16 protein-coding genes and 1 pseudogene are annotated in these 23056 nt (G+C 70.8%); 11 read left to right on the top strand and 6 right to left on the bottom strand.

Annotation, left to right across the window (positions count from 1 at the left end; genetic code table 11):
• Positions 1 to 24: 24 nt before the first annotated feature.
• Positions 25 to 933, bottom strand: a complete 909-nt coding sequence (locus tag ACNNMR_RS09020; RefSeq protein WP_419994011.1) for a glycerophosphodiester phosphodiesterase — start codon at positions 931 to 933, stop codon at positions 25 to 27.
• A 237-nt stretch (positions 934 to 1170) separates the two neighbouring features.
• On the opposite strand from ACNNMR_RS09020, the gene uvrB reads away from it, so the two are divergent.
• The 7 genes from uvrB (at position 1171) to ACNNMR_RS08985 (ending at position 12785) form a co-directional block, all read left to right on the top strand.
• Positions 1171 to 3327 (top strand): excinuclease ABC subunit UvrB, encoded by a 2157-nt coding sequence (uvrB, locus tag ACNNMR_RS09015; protein WP_419994010.1) that lies wholly within the window; start codon positions 1171 to 1173, stop codon positions 3325 to 3327.
• Positions 3328 to 3484: 157 nt separating this feature from the next.
• Positions 3485 to 4063: a TerD family protein gene (locus tag ACNNMR_RS09010; RefSeq protein ID WP_419994009.1), complete on the top strand. Its 579-nt coding sequence runs from the start codon at positions 3485 to 3487 to the stop codon at positions 4061 to 4063.
• 43 nt (positions 4064 to 4106) lie between these two features.
• On the top strand, positions 4107 to 6245 hold the full coding sequence (locus ACNNMR_RS09005) for a TerD family protein (RefSeq protein ID WP_419994008.1): 2139 nt from the start codon (positions 4107 to 4109) through the stop codon (positions 6243 to 6245).
• Positions 6246 to 6314: 69 nt separating this feature from the next.
• Positions 6315 to 7274 (top strand): TerC family protein, encoded by a 960-nt coding sequence (locus tag ACNNMR_RS09000; protein ID WP_419994007.1) that lies wholly within the window; start codon positions 6315 to 6317, stop codon positions 7272 to 7274.
• A 106-nt stretch (positions 7275 to 7380) separates the two neighbouring features.
• Positions 7381 to 8406, top strand: a complete 1026-nt coding sequence (locus ACNNMR_RS08995; RefSeq protein ID WP_419994006.1) for a TerC family protein — start codon at positions 7381 to 7383, stop codon at positions 8404 to 8406.
• A 99-nt stretch (positions 8407 to 8505) separates the two neighbouring features.
• On the top strand, positions 8506 to 11346 hold the full coding sequence (locus ACNNMR_RS08990; protein WP_419994005.1) for a DEAD/DEAH box helicase: 2841 nt from the start codon (positions 8506 to 8508) through the stop codon (positions 11344 to 11346).
• Entirely contained in the window at positions 11343 to 12785 is a 1443-nt protein-coding gene (locus ACNNMR_RS08985; RefSeq protein ID WP_419994004.1) for an SWIM zinc finger family protein, read from the top strand. The genes ACNNMR_RS08990 and ACNNMR_RS08985 overlap by 4 nt, the downstream gene beginning before the upstream one ends.
• A 35-nt stretch (positions 12786 to 12820) precedes the next feature.
• Here ACNNMR_RS08985 and ACNNMR_RS08980 read toward each other — a convergent pair whose 3' ends face one another.
• Positions 12821 to 14101 (bottom strand): MFS transporter, encoded by a 1281-nt coding sequence (locus ACNNMR_RS08980; RefSeq protein WP_420000301.1) that lies wholly within the window; start codon positions 14099 to 14101, stop codon positions 12821 to 12823.
• A gap of 150 nt (positions 14102 to 14251) precedes the next feature.
• Between ACNNMR_RS08980 and ACNNMR_RS08975 the strand changes: the two genes are divergently transcribed.
• Positions 14252 to 14551, top strand: a complete 300-nt coding sequence (locus ACNNMR_RS08975; RefSeq protein WP_419994003.1) for a hypothetical protein — start codon at positions 14252 to 14254, stop codon at positions 14549 to 14551.
• Between the two features lie 6 nt (positions 14552 to 14557).
• On the opposite strand, the gene ACNNMR_RS08970 is transcribed toward ACNNMR_RS08975, so the two are convergent.
• The 3 genes from ACNNMR_RS08970 to ACNNMR_RS08960 form a co-directional block, all read right to left on the bottom strand.
• Positions 14558 to 15610, bottom strand: coding sequence for a S66 family peptidase (locus ACNNMR_RS08970; RefSeq protein WP_419994002.1), 1053 nt, complete (start codon positions 15608 to 15610; stop codon positions 14558 to 14560).
• Positions 15611 to 15671: 61 nt separating this feature from the next.
• Complete coding sequence (locus ACNNMR_RS08965; protein WP_419994001.1) at positions 15672 to 16334, bottom strand: MBL fold metallo-hydrolase; 663 nt, start codon at positions 16332 to 16334, stop codon at positions 15672 to 15674.
• Positions 16335 to 16346: 12 nt separating this feature from the next.
• The gene (locus tag ACNNMR_RS08960) at positions 16347 to 17051 is read right to left on the bottom strand and encodes a maleylpyruvate isomerase family mycothiol-dependent enzyme (RefSeq protein WP_419994000.1); all 705 of its coding nucleotides are present in this window, start codon (positions 17049 to 17051) and stop codon (positions 16347 to 16349) included.
• Between the two features lie 205 nt (positions 17052 to 17256).
• On the opposite strand from ACNNMR_RS08960, the gene uvrA reads away from it, so the two are divergent.
• Complete coding sequence (uvrA, locus tag ACNNMR_RS08955; RefSeq protein WP_419993999.1) at positions 17257 to 20259, top strand: excinuclease ABC subunit UvrA; 3003 nt, start codon at positions 17257 to 17259, stop codon at positions 20257 to 20259.
• A gap of 99 nt (positions 20260 to 20358) precedes the next feature.
• On the opposite strand, the pseudogene ACNNMR_RS08950 reads toward uvrA, so the two are convergent.
• A pseudogene (locus ACNNMR_RS08950) lies at positions 20359 to 21189 on the bottom strand (sigma-70 family RNA polymerase sigma factor); the annotation flags it as partial.
• A 252-nt stretch (positions 21190 to 21441) separates the two neighbouring features.
• On the opposite strand from ACNNMR_RS08950, the gene ACNNMR_RS08945 reads away from it, so the two are divergent.
• Complete coding sequence (locus ACNNMR_RS08945; RefSeq protein WP_419993998.1) at positions 21442 to 22101, top strand: TetR/AcrR family transcriptional regulator; 660 nt, start codon at positions 21442 to 21444, stop codon at positions 22099 to 22101.
• Positions 22102 to 22133: 32 nt separating this feature from the next.
• A complete protein-coding gene (locus ACNNMR_RS08940; protein WP_419993997.1) occupies positions 22134 to 22955 on the top strand; it encodes an APH(3'') family aminoglycoside O-phosphotransferase in 822 nt (273 codons plus the stop codon).
• Positions 22956 to 23056 lie beyond the last annotated feature (101 nt).

Raw genomic sequence — 23056 nt, 5'->3', positions numbered from 1 at the left:
GGCGCAGCCGCCGTCCGGAACGGCTCAGCCGTTCTCCACCTCGAAGTCCGCGTCCGCGAGCGCCTTAGCGATCTCGTCCGGCTTGTTGGTGATGATCCCGTCCGCGCCCCACTCGGCGAGCTGCACGGCCCGCGCCGGGTCGTCGACGGTCCAGGTGTAGTTCTCCAGCTGCCGGCCGTGCGGGCCCTTAAGTGCGTGCACGGCCTTGTAGTAGTCGGCCGACACCGTCGTGTGGTTCGAGTTGATCTGGTCCGCGAAGGCCGCGTACGACGGCAGCTCGGCGACCGGCGGGGTGCCGAGGAAGCCCGTCTTGATGTCAGGCCGCAGCGCGTGCACCGTACGGATGCTGTCCGCGCTGAAGCTCTGGATGACGAGCTTCTTGGCCACATGCCTACGGTCGAGCCAGCCGAGCTTGCGCAGCTCCCTCAGCGTCTGCAGCTCGATGCCCGGGTACAGCTCCGGCTTCTTGATCTCGAAGACCAGCCGCTGGTGGTTGCGCTCCACCCGGTTCATGTACTGCTCCAGGTTCGGCACCTTCAGCCCAGCCCACTTCTCGCCCTTCCAGCTGCCGGCGTCGAGCGTGGAGATCTCCTTCCAGGTGAAGTCCGCGACCTTCCACGGGGCCCGGTCGGGGAACTTCTGCTCCACGTCGGTGGTGCGGGCGAGGGTGTCGTCGTGCATGATCACCAGCTCGCCGTCCTTGGCGCGCTGGACGTCGTTCTCCACCCAGTCGATGCCCATGTCCCGGGCTTCGTCGATGGCCGCCAGGGTGTTCTCCGGGACCGTGGCCGAGGCGCCGCGGTGGGCGACGGTTATCGGGCCCCTGGGGTGGGTGTCGTCAGACTCCGCGGACGCCGCGGGAGCGACGGTCGCGGTGAGTGCGGAGAGGGCCAGCGCTGCGCCTGCCGGCCGCAGGAACGTGCTGTAGTGCATCCGGTCTCCTCGGGTGGGAGTTGCCTGGTGTGATCGCGGACGCGCAGAGCGTGGCACCTACAAGCAACCTGCGATAGGGCAGGGGATGGCCAGAGTGTGAACGGGGCTATCGGCCAGGTGAACCGGGGTTACGGGACGGTAGAAGCGCTGGTCACGGGCCGTTTTTTGGCTGGTATCGACCTTGCGTGCGAGCCGCTCCGGGACCGGTTGTCAGTGCCGGGTCGTACGGTAGGTCTCATGCGGCCCGTATCCGACATCGAACGCACCGTGGCGCCCTTCGAGGTCGTCAGTCCCTACCAGCCCAGCGGCGACCAGCCGACCGCCATCGACGAGCTCGAGCGTCGTATCAAGGCCGGCGAAAAGGACGTCGTGCTGCTCGGCGCGACCGGCACCGGCAAGTCGGCGACCACGGCCTGGATGATCGAGCGGCTGCAGCGGCCCACCCTGGTCATGGCGCCGAACAAGACCCTGGCCGCCCAGCTGGCCAATGAATTCCGCGAGCTCCTGCCCAACAACGCGGTGGAGTACTTCGTCTCCTACTACGACTACTACCAGCCCGAGGCCTACGTCCCCCAGACGGATACGTACATCGAGAAGGACTCCTCGATCAATGAGGAGGTCGAGCGGCTGCGCCACTCCGCGACGAACTCCCTCCTCACCCGCCGCGACGTCGTCGTGGTCGCCTCCGTCTCGTGCATCTACGGCCTGGGCACCCCGCAGGAGTACGTGGACCGGATGGTCCCCCTCAAGGTCGGCGAGGAGATCGACCGCGACCAGCTGCTGCGCCGCTTCGTCGACATCCAGTACGCGCGCAATGACCAGGCCTTCCAGCGGGGCACCTTCCGGGTCCGCGGCGACACCATCGAGATCTTCCCGGTGTACGAGGAGCTCGCCGTCCGGATCGAGATGTTCGGCGACGAGATCGAGGCGCTGTCGACGCTGCATCCGCTGACCGGCGAGGTCATCAGCGAGGACGAGCACCTGTATGTCTTCCCCGCCTCGCACTACATCGCGGGTCCCGAGCGCATGGCCAAGGCGATCAAGGGGATCGAGAGCGAGCTCACCGAGCAGCTCGCCGCCATGGAGAAGCAGGGCAAGCTGCTGGAAGCCCAGCGGCTGCGCATGCGCACCACGTACGACCTGGAGATGCTCCAGCAGATCGGCACCTGCTCCGGCGTCGAGAACTATTCGCTGCACATGGACGACCGCGAGGCCGGCTCCCCGCCGCACACCCTGCTCGACTATTTCCCGGACGACTTCCTCCTCGTCCTGGACGAATCGCATGTCACCGTGCCCCAGATCGGCGCGATGTACGAGGGCGACGCCGCCCGCAAGCGCACCCTTGTCGACCACGGCTTCCGGCTCCCCTCCGCGCTCGACAACAGGCCGCTGAAGTGGGAGGAGTTCCTGGAGCGCACCGACCAGACCGTCTATCTGTCGGCCACCCCCGGCAAGTACGAGCTCTCCCGCGGCGACGGCGTCGTGGAGCAGATCATCCGCCCGACAGGCCTGGTCGACCCGGAGGTCGTCGTCAAGCCGACCGAGGGCCAGATCGACGACCTGGTGCACGAGATCCGCACCCGCGCCGAGAAGGACGAGCGCGTCCTGGTCACCACCCTCACCAAGAAGATGGCCGAGGACCTCACGGACTATTTCGTGGAGCTCGGCATCCAGGTCCGCTATCTGCACAGCGACGTCGACACCCTGCGGCGGGTGGAGCTGCTGCGGGAGCTGCGCAGTGGCGAGTTCGACGTGCTGGTCGGCATCAACCTGCTGCGGGAGGGCCTCGACCTCCCCGAGGTCTCCCTGGTGTCGATCCTCGACGCCGACAAGGAGGGCTTCCTCCGCTCCGGCACCTCGCTGATCCAGACGATCGGCCGCGCCGCCCGTAACGTCTCGGGCGAGGTGCACATGTACGCCGACAAGGTCACCCCGGCGATGGCCAAGGCCATCGACGAGACCAACCGGCGCCGCGACAAGCAGCTGGCGTACAACAAGGAAAACGGCATCGACCCACAGCCGCTCCGTAAGAAGATCAACGACATCGTGTCGCAGATCGCCCGCGAGGAGATCGACACCGAGCAGCTGCTCGGCAGCGGCTACCGGGACGCGGAGGCGGCCGGCACCCGCAATAAGCCGGCCCCGGTGCCGGACCTGCGGCAGCAGTCGCCCGCGAAGGCGGGCGCGGGCAAGAAGGGCGGCAAGGGCAAGGGGCAGTCGCAGGCGCCCACGGAGACGCCCGCCGCCGATATGGCCAGGCAGATCGAGGAGATGACCGACCGGATGCGGGCCGCCGCCGCTGACCTGCAGTTCGAGGTGGCCGCGCGGCTGCGCGACGAGGTGTCGGAGATGAAGAAGGAGCTCCGGCAGATGAGGGAGGCGGGGCTGGCCTGACCCCGCCCGGGGGCGCGTTGTCTCAAGACCGCCACAAGTTTCCGGCCCGACTGGCGGCAGCCTGGCCGGGCGCGCATAGGGTGGCCTGCAGGGTTCGGCCGTGCCGGCAGCAACAACGGGGGCGGCCGCAGCAGCGGCATAAGGAGGGGAAGAGCGCGTGAGCGTCAACTTGTCCAAGGGACAGGCGATCAGCCTGCAGAAGTCCGACGGCGGCACGCTGACCGCGGTGCGGATGGGGCTCGGCTGGCAGGCGGCGCCGCGCCGCGGCCTCTTCGGCACCCGCACCCGTGAGGTCGACCTCGACGCCTCGGCGGTGCTCTTCGCCGACAAGCAGCCCGTCGACGTGGTCTTCTTCCGGCATCTGGTCAGCGACGACGGCTCCGTCCGGCACACCGGCGACAACCTTGTCGGCGGCGCGGGCCAAGGCGGCGACGACGAGTCGATCCTGGTGGACCTGCAGCGGATCCCGGTGCACATCGACCAGATCGTCTTCACGGTGAACTCCTTCACCGGCCAGACCTTCGCCGAGGTGCAGAACGCCTTCTGCCGCCTGGTCGACGAGACCAACGGCCAGGAGCTGGCCCGCTATACGCTCACCGGCGGCGGCCAGTACACCGCCCAGATCATGGCCAAGGTGCACCGCGTCGGCGCCGGCTGGTCCATGACCGCGGTCGGCACGCCCGCCCAAGGGCGCACCTTCCAGGACCTGATGCCATCCATCCTGCCGGTGCTGTAAGGCGCCGTACGCGATTGACCGGGGATTCACAAGGGGGCAGCGGATGACGGCCGAGCTGGTCCATGGGCAGAACCATCCGCTGCCCGCGACCCGCCTGGAGATCCGGATCACGGCGGACCGGCCCGTGGTGGCCGGCGCGACATTCGGCGACGGCGACGGCAAGGTACGGGGCACCGACTGGGTCGCGCACCCAGGCGCGCCCACGCTGCCCGGTCTGGAGGTGCCGCGGCAGGCGGCGGCGGAGCACCATCTCGCCGTCGACCTGGACGCGCTGCCGGAGGCCGTCGAGCGGGTGCATGTGCTGCTCGCCCTGCCCATGGGCGTCGGCGGCCCGGAGCGCTTCGGCGCCATCGCGCCGCCGCGCGCCGCGGTCACCGGGCTCGACGGCGCCGAGATCGCCACCTTCGCGGTGACGGGCCTGGACAGCGAGTCCGCGGTGACCACACTCGAGCTCTACCTCCGCAAGGGCGCCTGGAAGATCCGCGCCATCGGCCAGGGCTACGCGGGCGGCCTGGAGGCCATGCTCGCCGACCACGGCCTGCCGGCGGCACCGCAGCTGGCGGCGGAGATCAACGCGGCGGTGGCAGCGGGCATAGAGCGCTCCTTCGCGGCCCCGCCGAGCCCGGCGGCGGGCGGCACCGACGGCACGGGATGGCGGGCGGCTTCGGGCGTACGCGGCGCCGTCCAGGGCAGCGGCGGGGCAACGGATGCCGCTGCCGCGGGCCAGGGCCCCGGCGCCACGGCACCCGCCGCGGGCGGCCAGGACACCGGCGCGGACGGCGTCGCTTACAGCCATCCGCGGCGCAGCCGACCGCCTGGACCGGACGCGGGCGCCGGCACCGGCCCGGGAGCCGGTTCGGGGGACCCGACCATCCCCGGCACCGGCCCGGTGGACTACCAGCACCCGAGCCGCCCGGAGCCCGCCCCCGGCCCCGGCGGGCAGTTCGCCGGCGGCGCGTCAGGACCGGGCGCCCCCGCCGCCCCGCCACCGCCCGCCGCAGGCGCAGGCACCCGCGCCCCCACCCCCATCGCAGGCGACGCCGCCGGATGGTCCATGGAGGAGCGGCTCTACAACCAGGTGTGGGGCATGTTCGAGGACCTGGCGCGCACCGTCGCCGCCTACCGCTCCGCGGTGGACTTCGCCGAGTCGCGGATGGACCGCGAGCTGGAGAGTGTCCTCTCCGACCCGCGTACGCGCATGGGCCCGGCCGCCGACGCCGCCCGCGAAGCGGCCCGTAGCAAGCACGCCGACCTCGTCGGCACCGCCCGCGCCGCCCTGGAGCGCGACATCGCCCAGCTCGAGGCGGAAGCCGAGGTCGTCGAGCCCGCGCTGCCCCCGCCCTTCGCCGGCTGGGAGAGCCCCACCTGGCATGGCTACCAGGTCCCGGGCGAGCTCCCGCTCGCCGTCCGCCTCGGCGACCTGCGCCTCCCGGAGACCTCAGGGCTGCGCATCCCCATGCTGGTCCGCCTCCCGCTGGAGCGCGGCCTGTGGATCGACAGCGGCCGCAGCTCCCCGACCGAGGCCGACTTCATCGACGCCGCCCTCGCCGACCCGGCCCTCGCCGACCCCGGCGAGCTGCGCGCCCGCGCCGCCCGCACCGCGGTCGCGCACGCCGCCCGGCTGCTCGCCACGTACCCGCCGGGCGAGCTGTCCGTGCAGGTCATCGACGCGGCGGGCACCGCCGCCCCGGCGCTCACCCCGCTGCTGCACTCCGGCGTCCTGGCCGACCCGCCGCCCACCGGCGCGGCCGGCGTCCAGGCCACCCTCGACAAGCTCACCCAGCGCGTCGACCTGGTGCAGATGGCGGTACGGAGCGGCGCCGCCGACTCGCTGCCGCCGGACCTCGACGTCGCCGAGCAGCTGCTGATCGTGCACGACTTCCCGCACGGCTTCGACGACCGCGCCGTCACCCAATTGCGCTATCTCGCGGACGAGGGCCCGACCGTCGGCGTACACCTGCTGCTCGTCGCCGACCGCGAGGACACCCGCGGCTTCGGCCCGGTGCTCGACCCGCTGTTCCGGACCCTGCTGCGGCTCACGCCCGTACCCGACGATCACCTGGCGGACCCGTGGGTGGGGCATGCCTGGACGTACGAGCCCTCCGTGGTGCCCGCGGGCAGCCAGGTGCTGACGCAGGTGCTCGGGCAGGTCGCGGCGGCGCGGCGGCTGCAGGGGCGGTGAGCGGGGCGGCGCGCGCTCTCCGATAGCCCTCCGGTGGTGAGGCCTCCGCCGCGAGGCCACGCTTGATCCGTGGACGTATCGCTGCTCGCCTGGGTCCTGACCGTCGTCGCCCTCTGCGCGCTCATCGCCGTCGACTTCTTCGTCGGCCGCAAGCCGCACGAGGTCTCGATGAAGGAGGCCGGGACCTGGACGGTCATCTGGGTCATCCTGGCCGTGCTCTTCGGGCTCGGCATCTGGTGGCACTCCGGGTCCACACCGGCGGGCGAGTTCTTCGCGGGTTACATCACCGAGAAGTCGCTCAGCGTCGACAACCTCTTCATCTTCGTGCTGATCATGAAGAAGTTCTCGGTGCCGAAGCAGTACCAGTCCCGGGTCCTGATGGTCGGCGTGATCATCGCTCTGATCATGCGCGCGATCTTCATCGCGCTCGGCGCCGCGCTGATCAACTCCTTCGCCTGGATCTTCTACCTCTTCGGCATCTTCCTGATCTGGACCGCCTGGAAGCTGATCATGGAGGCCAGGGCCGAGGACCACAACGAGGAGTACGAGGAGAACCGGCTTCTCAAGGCGGTCGAGCGGCGCTTCCCCTCGACCAGCGACTATCACGGCACCAAGCTCTTCGTGTACGAGAACGGCCGCAGGCTCATGACCCCGATGCTGGTCGTGATGCTCGCCATCGGCTCCACCGACCTGCTCTTCGCGCTCGACTCGATCCCGGCGATCTTCGGCCTCACTCAGGACGCGTACATCGTCTTCACGGCGAACGCCTTCGCGCTGATGGGCCTGCGGCAGCTGTACTTCCTCATCGGCGGCCTGCTCGACCGCCTCGTCCACCTCTCGTACGGCCTGTCGATCATCCTCGGCTTCATCGGCGTCAAGCTGATCCTGCACGCCATCCACGAGACGACCGACCTGCACGTACCCGAAATCTCCACGCCGGTCTCGCTCGCCGTGATCTGCGGCGTGCTGATCATCACGACCCTGACCAGCCTGCGGGCCTCGCGGAAGGCCGATCAGGCCGACGTGTGACGACCCGTGTGACCCGGTCCACAACCAGGTCTTTTGACTCTCGCTTTACCTCCTCTTGGCCATTCTTGTACCGTTGATGGTTCATGCCTCTAGGAGGGGATCCGGTTTGGACGTCTCATTGACCTTGTGGGTGCTCACGGTCGTCGGACTGTGTGCGCTCATCGCGGTTGACTTCTTCATCGGCGGTCGTAAACCGCACGAGGTCTCGATCAAGGAAGCCGGCATCTGGACGATCGTCTGGGTCGTCCTTGCCGCGCTCTTCGGCCTGGGCCTCATGGTGTGGGGCGGCGGCCAGATCGGGGGCGAGTTCTTCGCCGGATACATCACCGAGAAGTCGCTCAGCGTCGACAACCTCTTTGTCTTCGTCCTGATCATGGCGAAGTTCGCGGTCCCGGCGATCTACCAGCAGCGCGTGCTGATGATCGGCGTGCTGATCGCGCTGGTGCTGCGGGCCGTCTTCATCGCCGCGGGCGCGGCCGCGATCAACACCTTCGCCTGGGTCTTCTTCATCTTCGGCGCCTTCCTCATCTACACCGCCTGGAAGCTCATCCAGGACGCGCGGGCCGACGAAGAGGACGAGGAGTGGGAGGAGGGCCGCGTGATGAAGTTCATCGAGAAGCGCGTCCCCTCCACCGACAAGTGGCACGGCACCAAGATGTTCGTGCACGAGAACGGCAAGCGGCTGGTCACGCCGATGCTGATCGTCATGCTGGCGATCGGCACCACGGACGTGCTCTTCGCGCTCGACTCGATCCCGGCGATCTTCGGCCTCACCCAGGACCCGTACGTCGTCTTCACGGCGAACGCGTTCGCGCTGATGGGTCTGCGGCAGCTGTACTTCCTCATCGGCGGCCTGCTGAAGAAGCTGGTCCACCTGTCGTACGGCCTGTCGATCATCCTCGGCTTCATCGGCGTGAAGCTGGTCCTGCACGCCCTGCACGAGACGACCGACCTGCACGTACCGGAGATCTCCATCCCGGTCTCGCTGGGCGTCATCTGCGGCGTGCTCGTCATTACGACCATCACCAGCCTGATGGCCTCGAAGAAGAAGGCGCAGGAGGAGGCCGCGTCGGCGGCGGACTCCGGGGCGGACGAGCCGGACTCCGCCGAGAAGGCGGACGTCCAGCGCTGACCCGCCACCTGCAGGTCGCCCGCTCCCGCCAACGGCGTCGGGGGCGGGCGGTCCGCGCAAGCCGGGGCGCTGTCAGACCCCGGCCATAGACTCGGCAAAATGAGCACACCAGCGGGCAGGCAGGACGTGGCGCACAGCGCCGTCGTCTTCCTGCCCGCACCCATGGGCGCCCCGCCCCGGGCCGGCCGCATCGCCCTCACCCCGGCCCCTGGCGGGCCCGCGCCGCCAGGGGCCGACACGGAGCTCACGGTCGTCCGCCCCCATGGCGCGGCGGTCTACAGCACCGCTGTCCCCGCCCGGCTGCTCACCCTCGCCGAAGCCCTCCCGCCGCTGGCCGCCGCGGGCCGCGACCTCAGGGCGCATCCGGCCGCCGCCTGCTGGGGCGCCGCCGCCCTGCACGCACTGCACCTGGCGGCGCGCGGGCGGCTGCTCCCCGGCCTCACCGAGGACGGCACCGACGCCTGGCGCGCGGGCCCGCTCGACGCCGAGGACCTGGCGCAGCTGCGCGCCATCGCCGCCGCCATGCCGTACGAGGCCCGGTCGGTGCCGCTCGAAGGGCGCTCCTCGCTGGAGCTCCCCGACGCCGAGGGCCTCGTCCGCGGCTTCCTGGACGCCGTCGCCGACACCCTGCCGCGCACCCCCGGCGCCCCGGCCGCCGCCGGCCATCCCGCCTATGCCACCGCCGAGCCGCAGGGCGTCCGGATCCCCGCCGCCGCGGGCTGGGTCGCCGAGGTGGCGGCCGGCGCCGACGCGGGCGTCAAGATCTCGCTGCGGCTGCACCTGTCGGCCCATGAGCTGTACGAGCCGGACGCCCGCCCCGCCGCCGTCGCCGTGCAGGTGCACAGCCTCGCCGACCCCACCCTGCTCACCGACGCCGTCGGCCTCTGGGACGGCTCCGCGGCCGCCGCCTTCGGCCCCCGCGCCCGCGTCGATACGGTCCTGGCGCTGCGCCGCGCCGCCCGCGTCTGGCCCCCGCTGGCGCGGCTCCTCGACCAGTCCGTACCGGACACGCTGGTGCTGGAGGACGACGAGCTGCAGGAGATCCTCGGCCCGGCCGCCCGCCGCCTGGAGGCCGCCGGCATCAAGCTGCACTGGCCGCGCACTCTGGTACGGGACCTGGTGGCCGACGCCGTCGTCCGCCCCGGGCCCGGCACGGCATCCAACGAGACCAGCTTCTTCGACGCCGAGCAGCTCCTGGAATTCCGCTGGCAGGTGTCGCTCGGCGGACTGCCGCTGACCGAGCAGGAGATGGACGAGCTGGCCGAGGCGCACCGGCCGATGGTGCGGCTGCGCGACCAATGGGTGGTCGTCGACCCGGAGCTGGTGCGCAAGGTCCGTAAACGCGCCCTCGGCTATCTCGACCCGGTGCAGGCCCTCGCGGTGGCGCTCACCGGCGAGGCAGAGGTGGACGGCGAGGCGGTGCCGGTACGGCCCACGGGCACGCTCGCCGAGATCCGTAAGGGGCTGGCGCAAGGAGATGCGCCCCTTACCCGGCAGCCGCCGGGACTCGCCGCCACCCTGCGCGAGTATCAACTCCGCGGCGTCGCCTGGCTCGACCGCATCACCCGCCTCGGCCTCGGCGGCTGCCTCGCCGACGACATGGGCCTCGGCAAGACCATCACCGTCATCGCCCTGCAGCTGCACCGCCGGCCCGCGGCGCCGGTCCTGGTGGTCTGCCCGGCCTCCCTGCTCGGCAATTGGCAGCGCGAGATCGAGCGCTTCGCCCCCGGCGTCCCCGTGCACCGCTATCACGGCAGCGGCCGCTCCCTGGACGGCGCGGCGGCCACCGGCGGCTTCGTCCTCACCACGTACGGCACGATGCGCACCAGCGCGCCCGAACTCAGCACGGTCCCCTGGGACCTAGTGGTCGCGGATGAGGCGCAGCACGTCAAGAACCCGTATTCCGCGGCGGCCAAGGCGCTGCGCACGATCCCGTCGACCGCGCGGGTGGCCCTCACCGGCACCCCGGTCGAGAACAACCTCTCCGAGCTCTGGGCCATCCTCGACTGGACCACCCCCGGCCTCCTCGGCGGCCTGAAGAACTTCCGCGCCCGGCACGCCCGCGCCATCGAGTCCGAGGGCGACGTGGAGGCGGCGGAGCGACTGGCGCGCCTGGTCCGCCCGTTCGTGCTGCGCCGCCGCAAGTCCGACCCCGGCATCGCCCCCGAGCTGCCCCCGAAGACCGAAACGGACCACCCGGTGGCCCTCACGCGCGAGCAGGCCGTCCTCTACGAGGCGGTCGTGCGCGAGGCGCTGGACGAGATCGCCTCCGCCGAGGGCACGATGGCCCGCCGCGGCCTGGTGATGAAGCTGCTCACCTCCCTCAAGCAGATCTGCAACCACCCGGCGCAGTACCTCCGCGAGCCCGACGGCCTGCTGGCCACCCGCTCGGGAAAGCTGCAGCTCCTCGACGAGCTGCTGGAGACGATCCTGGCGGAGGGCGGCGGGGTGCTGGTCTTCACGCAGTACGTCACCATGGCCCGGCTCCTGGAGCGCCACCTGGCGGCCCAGGGCATCCCCGCCCAACTCCTGCACGGCGGCACGCCGGTGCGCGAACGGGACACGATGGTCGAGCGCTTCCAGGACGGCGAGGTCCCGGTCTTCCTGCTGTCCCTGAAGGCAGGCGGCACGGGCCTCAACCTCACGCGGGCCGGCCATGTCATCCATTACGACCGCTGGTGGAACCCGGCGGTTGAGGAACAGGCCACGGACCGCGCGTACCGGATCGGGCAGACGCAGCCGGTACAGGTGCACCGGCTGATCACCGAGGGGACGGTGGAGGACCGCATTGATGAACTCCTCCTCACGAAGCGGTCGCTGGCGGACGCGATCCTCGGCGCCGAGGGCGGGGCGACGGCGCTGACGGAGCTGTCGGACGCGGATCTCGCGGAGCTGCTGGCGCTGCGAGCGGGGCATGAGGACGGGGAGGCCGACGTATGAGCCCTGACCGGCCCAAGGGGCCCAACCGGCCCGACCGTCCCAACCACCCAGACGCGCCCCCGCCCTGGGACCCGCTCAAGCCTCCGCTGCGCGTCCCGGGGGACGACCGGCGGCGCATCTTCCCGGCCTTCGCGCCGCGGAAGGGGAGCCGGGCGCCCTTCGCGGACACCTGGTGGGGCGAGGCCTGGCTGGCCGCGCTCGAGCAGACGTCGCTGGACTCCGGCCGCCTCACCCGCGGCCGCACGTACGCGCGCGGCGGCCACGTCCAGGAGGTCACGGTCACCCCAGGCCGCGTCGCCGCCCTCGTCCAGGGCAGCCGCCCGCGCCCGTACCGAGCGGAGGTCCGCCTCCGTACGCTCACCGACGCCCAGTGGGACCACTTCCTGGACTCGGCCGCGGCCGACCCCGCCCACCTCGCCGCCCTGCTCGACAAGGAACTGCCCCGCCCCCTGGCCGACTCGGCCGTCCGCCTCCTCCCGGCGGAAGGCGACCTGGCCCCGCACTGCTCCTGCCCCGACACCGGCCGCCCGTGCAAACACGCGGCCGCGCTCTGCTACCAGGCGGCGCGGCTGCTGGACGCGGACCCGTTCGTGCTGCTGCTGATGCGGGGGAGAGGCGAGTCGGAGCTGCTGGAACAGTTCCGCCGGCGCAATGCGGCGCGCGGCGCCGCGGAGTCCCGGAAGCGGCTGGCTGCGCCCACCCCGGCACGCGAGGCCGTCTTCCGCACGAACCGCCCGCCACTCCCGCCGCCGCTCCCGGTGCCCGAACACCCGGGCACCGGCCCGGCCTTGCCGGACCCGGAGGCGGGACTGCCGCTGGACGCCACGGCGGTGGAGCTGCTGGCGGGGGATGCGGCGTCCCGGGCGCATGCGGCGCTGGTACGGATGGCGGGGGCCGCTTCGGCGACGGGCGCGGGCGGCGCGGGCGGTGTCTCCGCGGCTGAGTCGGGCGGCCCCGCCAGCGCCGCACCGGGCCCCGATCCCATGCCGCACCTCACCGTCCACCAGGACGCCATCCGCCTCGCCGCCGCCCACCCCACCGCAGGGCTGACCTCCTCGACCCGCGCCCTGTACGCCCGCCTGGCCGCGGAGACCGGTCGCAGCCGTACGTCCCTGGCCCGCGCCGTAGCCGCCTGGCGCCAAGGCGGCCCCGAAGCCCTCCGCCTCCTCGACGAGCCCTGGAACCCCCCGGCCGGCCCCTTCGACCGCGCCCGCCCCGCCCTCGCCGCCGCCGATCTCCCTCGCCTCCGCCCCCACGCCAACCGCCTCACCGACGAACATCGCGGTGCCCAACTCCGGTTCGGCCGCGACGGCCGCTGGTACCCGTACAGCGCGGACCCCGGCACCCCCGCCTCGGCAGAGGAATCGTGGTGGCCGCAGGGCGAGCCGGACGCGGACCCGGTGGGGGCACTCACGGGCCTGCTCGCGGCTGGCGGGTAGGGGCGGCTAGTCCGCCGGGGCCGGGGCAGAGCCGGTCAGGCGGTCGCGGCCGCCTCCGACTCGGCCTTCCCCGCCCGCGCCGGCATCGTCTCCGGCAGAGCCGTGAAGCAGGCCAGGCTCAGCACGGCGATGCCCGTCAGGTATGCCGCCACCCGCCAGGGCGGGCCGTCGCCATTGCCTGCCAGGGCCGTTGCGACGATGGGGGTGAGGGCGCCGCCCAGGATGCCGCCCAGGTTGTAGCCGACTGAGGCGCCGGTGCAGCGGATGTGGGGGGCGTAGAGCTCGGGGAGATACGACGCCACCACCGAGAGCATGGTGATGAAGGCGAGCAGGGCCAGCAGGATGCCGGTGAACATCCACAGCGGGCGGCCGGTCTGCAGCATGGCCATGAGGGGGAACATCCACAGCATCGCCGCCACGGCGCCTGCCAGGCACAGCGGGCGGCGGCCGTAGCGGTCGCTGAGCAGGGCGGGGAGTGGGGTGATGGCGCCCTTGATCGCTGTCGCCGCCAGGATGCAGGTGAGCATGACCGTGCGGCTGACGCCCAGTTCCTTCGTCGCGTACGCCAGGGACCACGTCGTCACCGTGTAGAAGATCGCGTAGCCGATCGCCAGCCCGCCCGCGGTCAGCAGGACGAGGCGCCAGTGGTCGCGCAGCACCTCCGACAGCGGCGCGCGGGCACGCTCGCGCAGCGCGAGGAAGTCCGGGGATTCGGGGAGGGAGGTGCGCAGCAGCAGGCCGGCGACGGCCAGCAGCCCCGCCGCCCAGAACGGCACCCGCCAGCCCCACGACAGGAATTGCGCGTCCGTCAGCGCGGCGGAGAGCGCGAGCATCACACCGTTGCCGAGCAGAAAGCCCACCGACGGGCCCACCTGCGGGAAGCTCGACCACAGGCCCCGCCGCCCGGCGGGCGCGTGCTCCGCCGTCAGCAGCACCGCGCCGCCCCACTCGCCGCCGAGGCCGAGGCCCTGAAGGAAGCGCAGCACCAGGAGGAGGAGGGGCGCGGCGGCGCCGATCGAGGCGTACGTCGGCACGCAACCGACCAGAACCGTCGCGATCCCGGTCAACAACAGAGATGCGATGAGCACGGGACGGCGACCGTAACGGTCGCCGATGTGCCCGAAGAGGACAGAGCCGAGCGGTCGCGAAAGGAAACCGACGCCGAAGGTGCCGAAGGCGGCCAGTGTGCCGGCCATCGGCGAGAAGTCGGGGAAGTAGAGCGGGCCCAGGACCAGGGCGGCCGCGGTCCCGTAGACGAAGAAGTCGTAGAACTCGATCGCGGTCCCGGCCAGCGAAGCAGCCGCGAGCCGCGGCATTCCGATGTGCACGCCACGTCCAACGACGCCTGTATCCGCCGGGATACGTCCGGCGTAGGCAAATCCGTCCTTGCCGGGGGCAGGGGGTGGTGCTTGGTTGAGACACGGGGTGCGCCCCCGTGCGTGGGGCGCCGCCGCATGGGAGGGACGATGGAGTTCATCCAGATCATCGACTACGAGACGGACCAGCCCGAGCAGATGCAGGCCCTGGCGGATCAGTTCCGCAAGGAGCAGGAGGGCAAGCCCGGCGGCCCGGTGCGGATCACGGTCATGCAGGACCGCAGCAACCGCAAACGCCACCTCACTATCGCCGAGTTCGAGTCGTACGAAGAGGCGCAGCGCAACAACGACCGGCCCGAGGTGCAGAAGTTCGCCGAGCAGATGCAGAGCCTGTGCAGCAAGCCGCCGGTCTTCACCGACTGCGACCTCAGGCAGCAGTTCAGCAGGTGAGCTCTTTCAGTACGTGACCGTGATACGGCGCGCCGGGCCGTCCACGCGGATCCGGCCGCCGTACGGGATCACCAGCTGCGGGTCGGTGTGCCCTAAGTCCACGTCGAGGACGACGGGGATCGACGGGGCGTACGTCTCGACGGCCCGCAGCACGGCCGCGCGCTGGTCGTTCGCGTAACGAACCTTTTCCTCCGCACTATTAGGCGACTCGAAGCTCCATGACTTGGGGCGCCCCCACAGCAGCGCGGAGAAGCGCTGCAGCAGGCCGCGCTCGCCCATGGCGCGCAGGATCCAGAAGACATCGCCGGCGCTGGGCATGTCTTCCGAGGTCTCCAGGAAGAGCACGCAGCCGTCGTACACAGAAGGGTCCGCCGCGATCTCGCGGTCCGCCATCAGCAGCCAGGACAGAATCTCCAGATTGCCGCCCCAGCTCACACCTTCGGCCACCCGGTCGGCGTTCCGCCAGGTCCATCCGGACCCCGGCTCCATGGGCGGTTCGCCCGCGAAGGTGGCCGGCTCGTCCCAGGGATAGTCGACGTCCCGGTACGTGTCGGCCGGCCGCAATTCGTGCTCCGCGCGGCCGAAGAGCGCCGCCCGCAGCGACGCCTCGGTCAGCGGATGCATCGCGCCCGGACGCCCGAACTCCGTCATCACGGCGCCGCCGTGATACCCGACGATGCCAGTGCTCCACAGATAGGCGAGCAGATTGGTGTTGTCGCTCATGCCGAAGAACGGTTTCGGGTTGGCGCGGATCAGCTCGCGGTCGAGGTGCGGCAGCACGGTGATCTGGTCGTCGCCGCCGATGCTGGTGAGCACCGCTTTCACCGAGGGGTCGCCGAACGCCGCATTAAGATCGCGGGCCCGCTCCGCGGGCGCGGACATCTTGCGCGTCGTCGGGTACTCCACTACCTCGAGCCCGAAGTCCCGGCGCAGCCGGTCGAGTCCGAGTTCGTACGGGCGCGGGAACAGCTCGGGCAGGCCGGCGGAAGGGGAGACGACGGCGACGCGGTCGCCGGGGCGCGGCTTCGGGGGATAGCTCGGGGGATAGGCGGGCGGCATGCGCCGGAGCGTAGCCAGTGGGCCGGCTCCGCCGCATCCGATAAATCGCCGCCGGGCCCGGCTACCAGCCGCGCTTCCACCACGCCGAGAGCTGAGGACGCTCCGCGCCCAGCGTCGTGTCATTGCCATGGCCTGGGTAGACCCATGTCTCGTCCGACAGCTGCCCGAAGATCTTGGCTTCAAGTCCCTCCATGAGCGACTTGAACTCCTCCGGCTGTGTTGTCCGTCCAGGCCCCCCCGGGAAGAGGCAGTCGCCCGTGAAGACGTGCGCGTGGCCGTGCGGGTCGTCGTAGACCAGGGCGATCGAGCCCGGGGTGTGGCCGACCAGGTGGCGGGCGGTGAGCGAGACGCGGCCGACCGCGATCGTGTCGCCGTCGTCCACCGGGACGTCCGTCGCCACCGGGATGCCGGGGGCGTCCTCGCGGCCCGCGTACGTGCGCGCGCCGGTGGCGTCCACGACCTCGCGCAGCGCCTGCCAGTGGTCGCCGTGCTGGTGCGTGGTGACCACTGAGGCGATGCCGTCGTCGCCGATCAGGGTGAGCAGCGTGTGCGCCTCATTGGCGGCGTCGATGAGCAGCTGCTCGCCGGTGGCGCGGCAGCGGAGCAGATATGCGTTGTTGTCCATCGGGCCGACCGCGACCTTGGAGATCATGAGGTCCGCGAGCTCGTGGACCTGCGCGGGGCCGCCGACGGTGACCTTGCCTGAGTACGGCTGTTCTGACATGCCCGCAGTCTTTCAGAGCGGGGGGAGGACTGGGAGACCGGCGCCGCCCGCGTCCAGGCCCTCGCCCTTCGTACGGCCCGCGAGCCAGCCCATCAGGGCGGCGGGCTCGCCGGTCACCGCCACGGTCTCGCCTTCCTTGCCGCCGGTGGTCCAGGTCGACCCGTCCGCGGCGCTGATACGGATCGGGGGTACGGCCGCATTGCCGGCGAAGCGCGCCGCCAGGAAGTCGGTCTCGTGCCGGACGAAGTCCGCGGGTAGGTCGCCCAGCTCGTAACCGATGCCGAGGTCCACATGGTGCAGCTCGATCTCGACGAGGCGGCGGAAGGGGATGCGGGACTTGCTGTCGGTGACGCCGTTGCGCAGCTCGCAGCGGGCGGTCCAGTCCGGCACCGCCGCCGCGGTCTGCTCGAGGAGGGTGGCGGTGGTGCGCACGTCCGTGAGCTGCTCGTCGAGCGGGCGCGGGGCGCCGGCCTCGATGTCGGCGTCGCGGGCCTCGGCGGAGGCGTACATGGGGCGGCCGGAGAGGACGTTCACCAGCGCGTCGGCATTGCGGGCGAGGTGGGCCAGGATGTGGCCGCGGGTCCAGCCGGGGAGGCGGCTGGGGGCGGCGAGACCGGAGTCGTCGAGCCGGGCGGCCGCCTCCAGCAGGCGGTCGGTCGCCGCTCGCAGGCGCTGGAGATCGCGCTCCGCCGTCGCGCGGGCTGCTGTCTCGGTCATGGCTCTGACCTCCGGGAATGTTCGGCCGGGCGGGATTGTCAGTGGCAGAGGCTAGCGTGTGCCTCGACCCAAATGGAGTGGGACCGACGTCTCACCCGGGCCCCGGAAAGGCCCGGACACCGACAGCACGCTCCCCGTACGCTTGAGCGGCGGGACCGCCTATCGGCGGCTTCCTGCCCCTCCCTCACGAAAGGTGCCTGACGGCGTGGCCGACCGACTCATCGTCCGTGGCGCTCGCGAGCACAATCTCAAGAATGTGTCGCTCGACCTGCCCCGTGACTCCCTCATTGTCTTCACCGGGCTCTCCGGGTCGGGCAAGTCGTCGCTCGCTTTCGACACGATCTTCGCCGAAGGCCAGCGTCGTTACGTGGAGTCGCTGTCCAGCTACGCCCGGCAGTTCCTGGGGCAGATGGACAAGCCGGACGTGGACTTCATCGAGGGCCTCTCGCCGGCCGTCTCGATCGACCAGAAGTCCACCTCGCGCAACCCGCGCTCCACGGTGGGCACCATCACGGAGGTCTATGACTACCTCCGCCTGCTCTTCGCCCGTATCGGCAAGCCGCATTGCCCGGAGTGCGGCCGCCCCATCTCCCGCCAGTCGCCGCAGGCGATCGTCGACCGGGTGCTGGAGCTGCCGCCGGGCAGCAGGTTCCAGGTGCTGTCGCCGCTGGTGCGGGAGCGCAAGGGCGAGTTCGTGGACCTCTTCGGCGACCTGCAGACGAAGGGCTATAGCCGCGCGCGGGTCGACGGCGAGACCATCCAGCTCTCCGAGCCGCCGAAGCTGAAGAAGCAGGAGAAGCACACCATCGAGGTGGTCGTCGACCGCCTCACGGTCAAGGACAGCGCGAAGCGGCGCCTGACGGACTCCGTCGAGACCGCGCTCGGCCTCTCCGGTGGCATGGTCATCCTCGACTTCGTCGACCTGCCGGAGGACGACCCCGAGCGCGAGCGGATGTTCTCCGAGCACCTCTACTGCCCGTACGACGACCTGTCCTTCGAGGAGCTGGAGCCGCGCTCCTTCTCGTTCAACTCGCCCTTCGGCGCCTGCCCCGACTGCACCGGCATCGGCACCCGCATGGAGGTCGACCCGGAGCTGATCGTCCCCGACCCGGACAAGTCGCTGGACGAGGGCGCCATCCACCCGTGGTCGCATGGCCACACCAAGGACTATTTCGCCCGCATCATCGGCGCCCTCGCCGACGACCTCGGCTTCCGTACGGACATCCCCTGGGCCGGGCTGCCGCAGCGGGCGCAGAAGGCGCTGCTGAACGGCCACCGCACGAAGATCAACGTCCGGTACCGCAACCGCTATGGCCGCGAGCGCTCGTACACGACGGCTTTCGAGGGCGTAGTGCCCTTCGTGAAGCGGCGGCACAGCGAGGCGGAGAGCGACTCCAGCCGGGAGCGCTTCGAGGGCTATATGCGCGAAGTGCCCTGCCCCACCTGCGATGGCACCCGGCTGAAGCCGATCGTCCTGGCCGTCACCGTCCAGGAGAAGTCGATCGCCGAGGTCTCGGCGATGTCGATCAGCGACTGCGCCGACTTCCTGCGCGACATGGTGCTCAACGACCGCGAGAAGAAGATCGCCGAACGGGTGCTGAAGGAGGTCAATGAGCGACTGCGGTTCCTGGTCGACGTAGGCCTGGACTATCTCTCCCTGAACCGCGCGGCGGGCACCCTCTCCGGCGGCGAGGCCCAGCGCATCCGCCTCGCCACGCAGATCGGCTCCGGCCTGGTCGGCGTGCTGTACGTGCTGGACGAGCCGTCCATCGGCCTGCACCAGCGGGACAACCACCGGCTGATCGAGACCCTGGTCCGGCTCCGGGACATGGGCAATACGCTCATCGTCGTCGAGCACGACGAGGACACCATCAAGGTCGCCGACTGGGTGGTGGACATCGGCCCCGGCGCGGGGGAGCACGGCGGCGAGGTGGTCCACAGCGGGCCGCTGAAGCAGCTGCTGGGCACGAAGGAGTCGATCACCGGGCAGTACCTGGCGGGCAAGCGGGAGATCCCGACGCCGCTGGTGCGCCGGCCCATCGAACCCGACCGGCACCTCACGGTGCGCGGGGCGCGCGAGAACAACCTGCAGGACGTCGATGTGGCGTTCCCGCTGGGTGTGCTCACGGCGGTCACGGGCGTCTCGGGCTCGGGAAAGTCGACTCTGGTCAACGACATCCTGTACACGCATCTCGCGCGTGAGCTCAATGGCGCGCGGAGCGTGCCGGGGCGGCACACACGGGTGGACGGCGACGATCTGGTCGACAAGGTTGTGCATGTCGACCAGTCGCCCATCGGCCGTACGCCGCGGTCCAACCCGGCCACGTACACCGGGGTCTTCGACCATGTCAGGAAGCTCTTCGCGGAGACGACCGAGGCGAAGGTGCGGGGCTATCAGCAGGGCCGGTTCTCGTTCAACGTCAAGGGCGGGCGGTGTGAGAACTGCTCCGGTGACGGCACCATCAAGATCGAGATGAACTTCCTGCCGGACGTGTATGTCCCGTGCGAGGTGTGCCACGGCGCCCGGTACAACCGGGAGACGCTCGAGGTGCACTACAAGGGCAAGTCCATCGCCGAGGTGCTGGACATGCCGATCGAGGAGGCGCTCGACTTCTTCGAGGCGGTGCCGAAGATCGCCCGGCATCTGCGGACGCTCAATGAGGTCGGGCTCGGGTATGTACGGCTGGGGCAGCCGGCGCCGACGCTGTCGGGCGGTGAGGCGCAGCGGGTGAAGCTGTCGAGCGAGCTGCAGAAGCGCTCGACGGGGAGCACGGTGTATGTGCTCGACGAGCCGACGACGGGTCTGCACTTCGAGGACATCAACAAGCTCATCAACGTGCTGTCGGGGCTGGTCGACAAGGGCAACACGGTCATCGTGATCGAGCACAACCTTGATGTGATCAAGACCGCGGACTGGGTCGTGGACCTGGGCCCCGAGGGCGGCAGCGGCGGCGGTCTGGTGATCGCGGAGGGGACGCCGGAGGAGGTAGCCGGGGTGCCGGCGAGTCATACGGGGAAGTTCCTGCGGGAGTTGCTGGGGGATCGCGTCAGCGACGCGGATGCGGCTCCGCCGCGGAAGGCCGCCAAGAAGACGACGGCCAAGACGGTGGCTTCGCGGAAGACTCCGGCGAAGAAGACGGTGTCGGCCAGGTCGGCCGGGACGAAGAAGGCGGCCGCGCCGCGCAAGCGCGCTCCTAAGAAGAGTTGATCCGTTGGCGCCGGACGGGCTTTCAAGCCCGTCCGGCGCTTGAGGACGAGGCGCGAAGCGCCGACTGGCCGGGGCACAGCCCCGGCTGGAGCGCCGCGCTCACGACAGGTACTCGCGCAGTGAGTCCGACACCGACGGGCGGCGGAGCTTGGACATGGTCTTGGCCTCGATCTGGCGTATGCGTTCGCGCGTGACGCCGTATGTGCGGCCGATCTCCTCCAGGGACTTGGGCTCGCCGTCGGCCAGCCCGTAGCGCTGTGAGATCACGCCTGCCTCACGCTCCGTGAGTCCGTCCAGGATGTGGCGGAGCTGCGTGCGCAGCAGGCCGTGGTCGACGGCCTCGTACGCCGCGCCGCCCGCCGCGTCCGGCAGCACATCACCCAGCTCGCCGCCGCCGTCCTCGTCCAGCGGCAGGTGGAGTGACACCGGCTGCCGGGCGTAACGGCGGATGTCGGCGACCTTCGCCGGCGTCAGCTCCACCGCGGCGCCGAGCTCCTCGTCCGTCGGCTCGCGCCCGAGCTCCTGGAAGAGCGAACGCTGCGTGCGCACCACCTTGTTGATCTGCTGGTGCATGTGCGCGGGCACCCGGATCGTGCGCGACTGGTCGGCCAGCGCCCGCGTGATGCCCTGCTTGATCCACCAGATTCCGTACGTGGAGAACTTCAGGCCGCGGGTGTGGTCCCACTTCTCCACCGCGCGCATCAGGCCGAGGTTGCCCTCCTGGACGAGGTCCAGGAAGGGCAGCCCCAGGCCCGTATAGCGCTTGGCTACGGAGACGACGAGGCGGAGGTTCGCCCGCAGCATGTGCTCGCGGGCCCGCTCGCCGTCCGCGCCGCCGCCCGCGATGCGCTCGCCGAGCGCTGTCTCCTCGGCGGCGCTGAGCAGCGGGGTGCGGCCGATCTGCTTCAGGTAGTCCTTCACGGGATCGGATGCGGTGAGCGTCGAGGTCGGGGTCGCGGTCGGGGTTGTCCGTGGCATGGGCAGTCCTCTTTCTCGTGAGCTTTCGCTGTCAGTACGAGCCGTGACGCGCAAGTTCATGCGATGACCTCTCTGCGAGCTGCAGCTGCGATGGAAAACTTACGACGGACGTAAAGTTACGACAGGCGTTGCGAGTACGTCAAGGGAAAACTTAGGATCGTGGTAAATTTTCCTCCGGGCTACCGATCGAAGGGCAGAGACGCCATGGCCGACACCACCAAACCCGCCGAAATCACCACCCCGGGCCTCCGCGAGCAGAAGAAGCAGGAGACCCGGCAGCTCATCTCCGACCGCGCGACCGAGCTCTTCATCGAGCACGGCTTCGAGGAGACGAAGATCTCCGACATCGCCGACGCCGCCCGCGTGGCCAAGAAGACCGTCACCAACTACTTCGCGCGCAAGGAGGACATGGCCCTCGACCACGCCGACGAGTTCGCCCTCGGCCTGGGCCGCACCGTCGCCGACCGCGCCCCCGGCGAATCGGCCCTCGACGCGCTCCGCCGCGTCTTCCTGGCCGGCGTCGAGCAGCGCGATCCGATCATCGGCTTCACCGGCGCGCCCTTCGCCCGCATGATCGCCGCCAGCCCCACCCTCATCAACCGCCTACGCGAGCTGCACGAGCGCCGCGAGTACGAGCTCTGCGTGACCCTGGCCGCCGAGACCGGCGACGAGCCCGACGCGATCATCCCGCGCGTCGCGGCCGCCCAACTGGCCGCCGTACACCGCCTGCTCTTCCAGGACCTCATGCGGCTCAACATCGCCGGCCTGGACAACGACGCCATCGCCACCCAGGTAGGCCCGGACGCCAAGCGCGCCTTCGCCCTCCTGCAGCAGCCCCTCGGCGACTACGCCGTACGCGACTAGGGCCTCTCTGGAGCCTGGCTAGAGTGGCCGCCATGAGCGATCACCCCAGCACTAAGACCATGTCCCCGGTGCTGCTCGGCATGGACGACGCAGGCTGGTCGCCTGTCCCCGCGGGTGAGTCGGGAGCGAGCGTCTTCCGCAGCGCGGACGCCACTCGATACGCCAAGTGCGTGCCCGCCGCGAGCGCAGCCGACCTGAAGGCCGAGCGCGACCGGAGCGCCTGGCTGAGCGATCAGGGCGTCCCCGGCCCCCGAGTGCTCGACTGGCGGTCCACTGACGCCGGCGCCTGCCTGGTGACGAGCGCCGTCTCCGGCATTCCCGCCGATCAACTGCCCCCGGACGACCTCCGGGCCGCCTGGGAACACATCGCGGACGCCGTTCGCCGACTCCACGAGGCGCCGGCGTCCCAGTGCCCCTTCCGCTGGGGCCTGGACGCCATGATCACCATGGCCCACGACGTCGTGGCCCGCGACGCCGTCACCACCGCCTTCCTCCCCGTCGACCAGCAGCAGACACCCCCCGCAGAGCTGCTGGACCGCCTCACCCCCCAAATCCCCCACCGCCGGGCACAGGAAGCCGCCGACCTGGTCGTCTGCCACGGGGATCTCTGCCTGCCCAACATCATCCTCGACCCGCACACCCTGGACGTCGCAGGCTTCATCGACCTCGGCCGCCTCGGCCTGGCCGACCGCTACGCCGACCTGGCCCTGCTGCTCACCAACGCCCGCGAGACATGGCCGGACGAGCAGCAGGCCCAGGCCGCGGACACGGCCTTCGCCACGCGCTACGGCACCGCCCTCGACCACGACCGCCTGCGCTTCTACCTCCATCTCGACCCGCTCACCTGGGGCTGACCGACCACCCCCAACCAACCGGAGTTTCCCCGGAGTTTGCTCCCGCCCTCTGGTGTAGACCACTTTCCCTTGGCAAGCTGTGGCAGCCCAAGTTGCCCCGC

This window comes from Streptomyces boninensis (genome assembly GCF_048572725.1).
Classification (GTDB): Bacteria; Actinomycetota; Actinomycetes; order Streptomycetales; family Streptomycetaceae; genus Streptomyces; species Streptomyces boninensis.
This window is presented reverse-complemented; position numbering and strand designations above follow the sequence as displayed.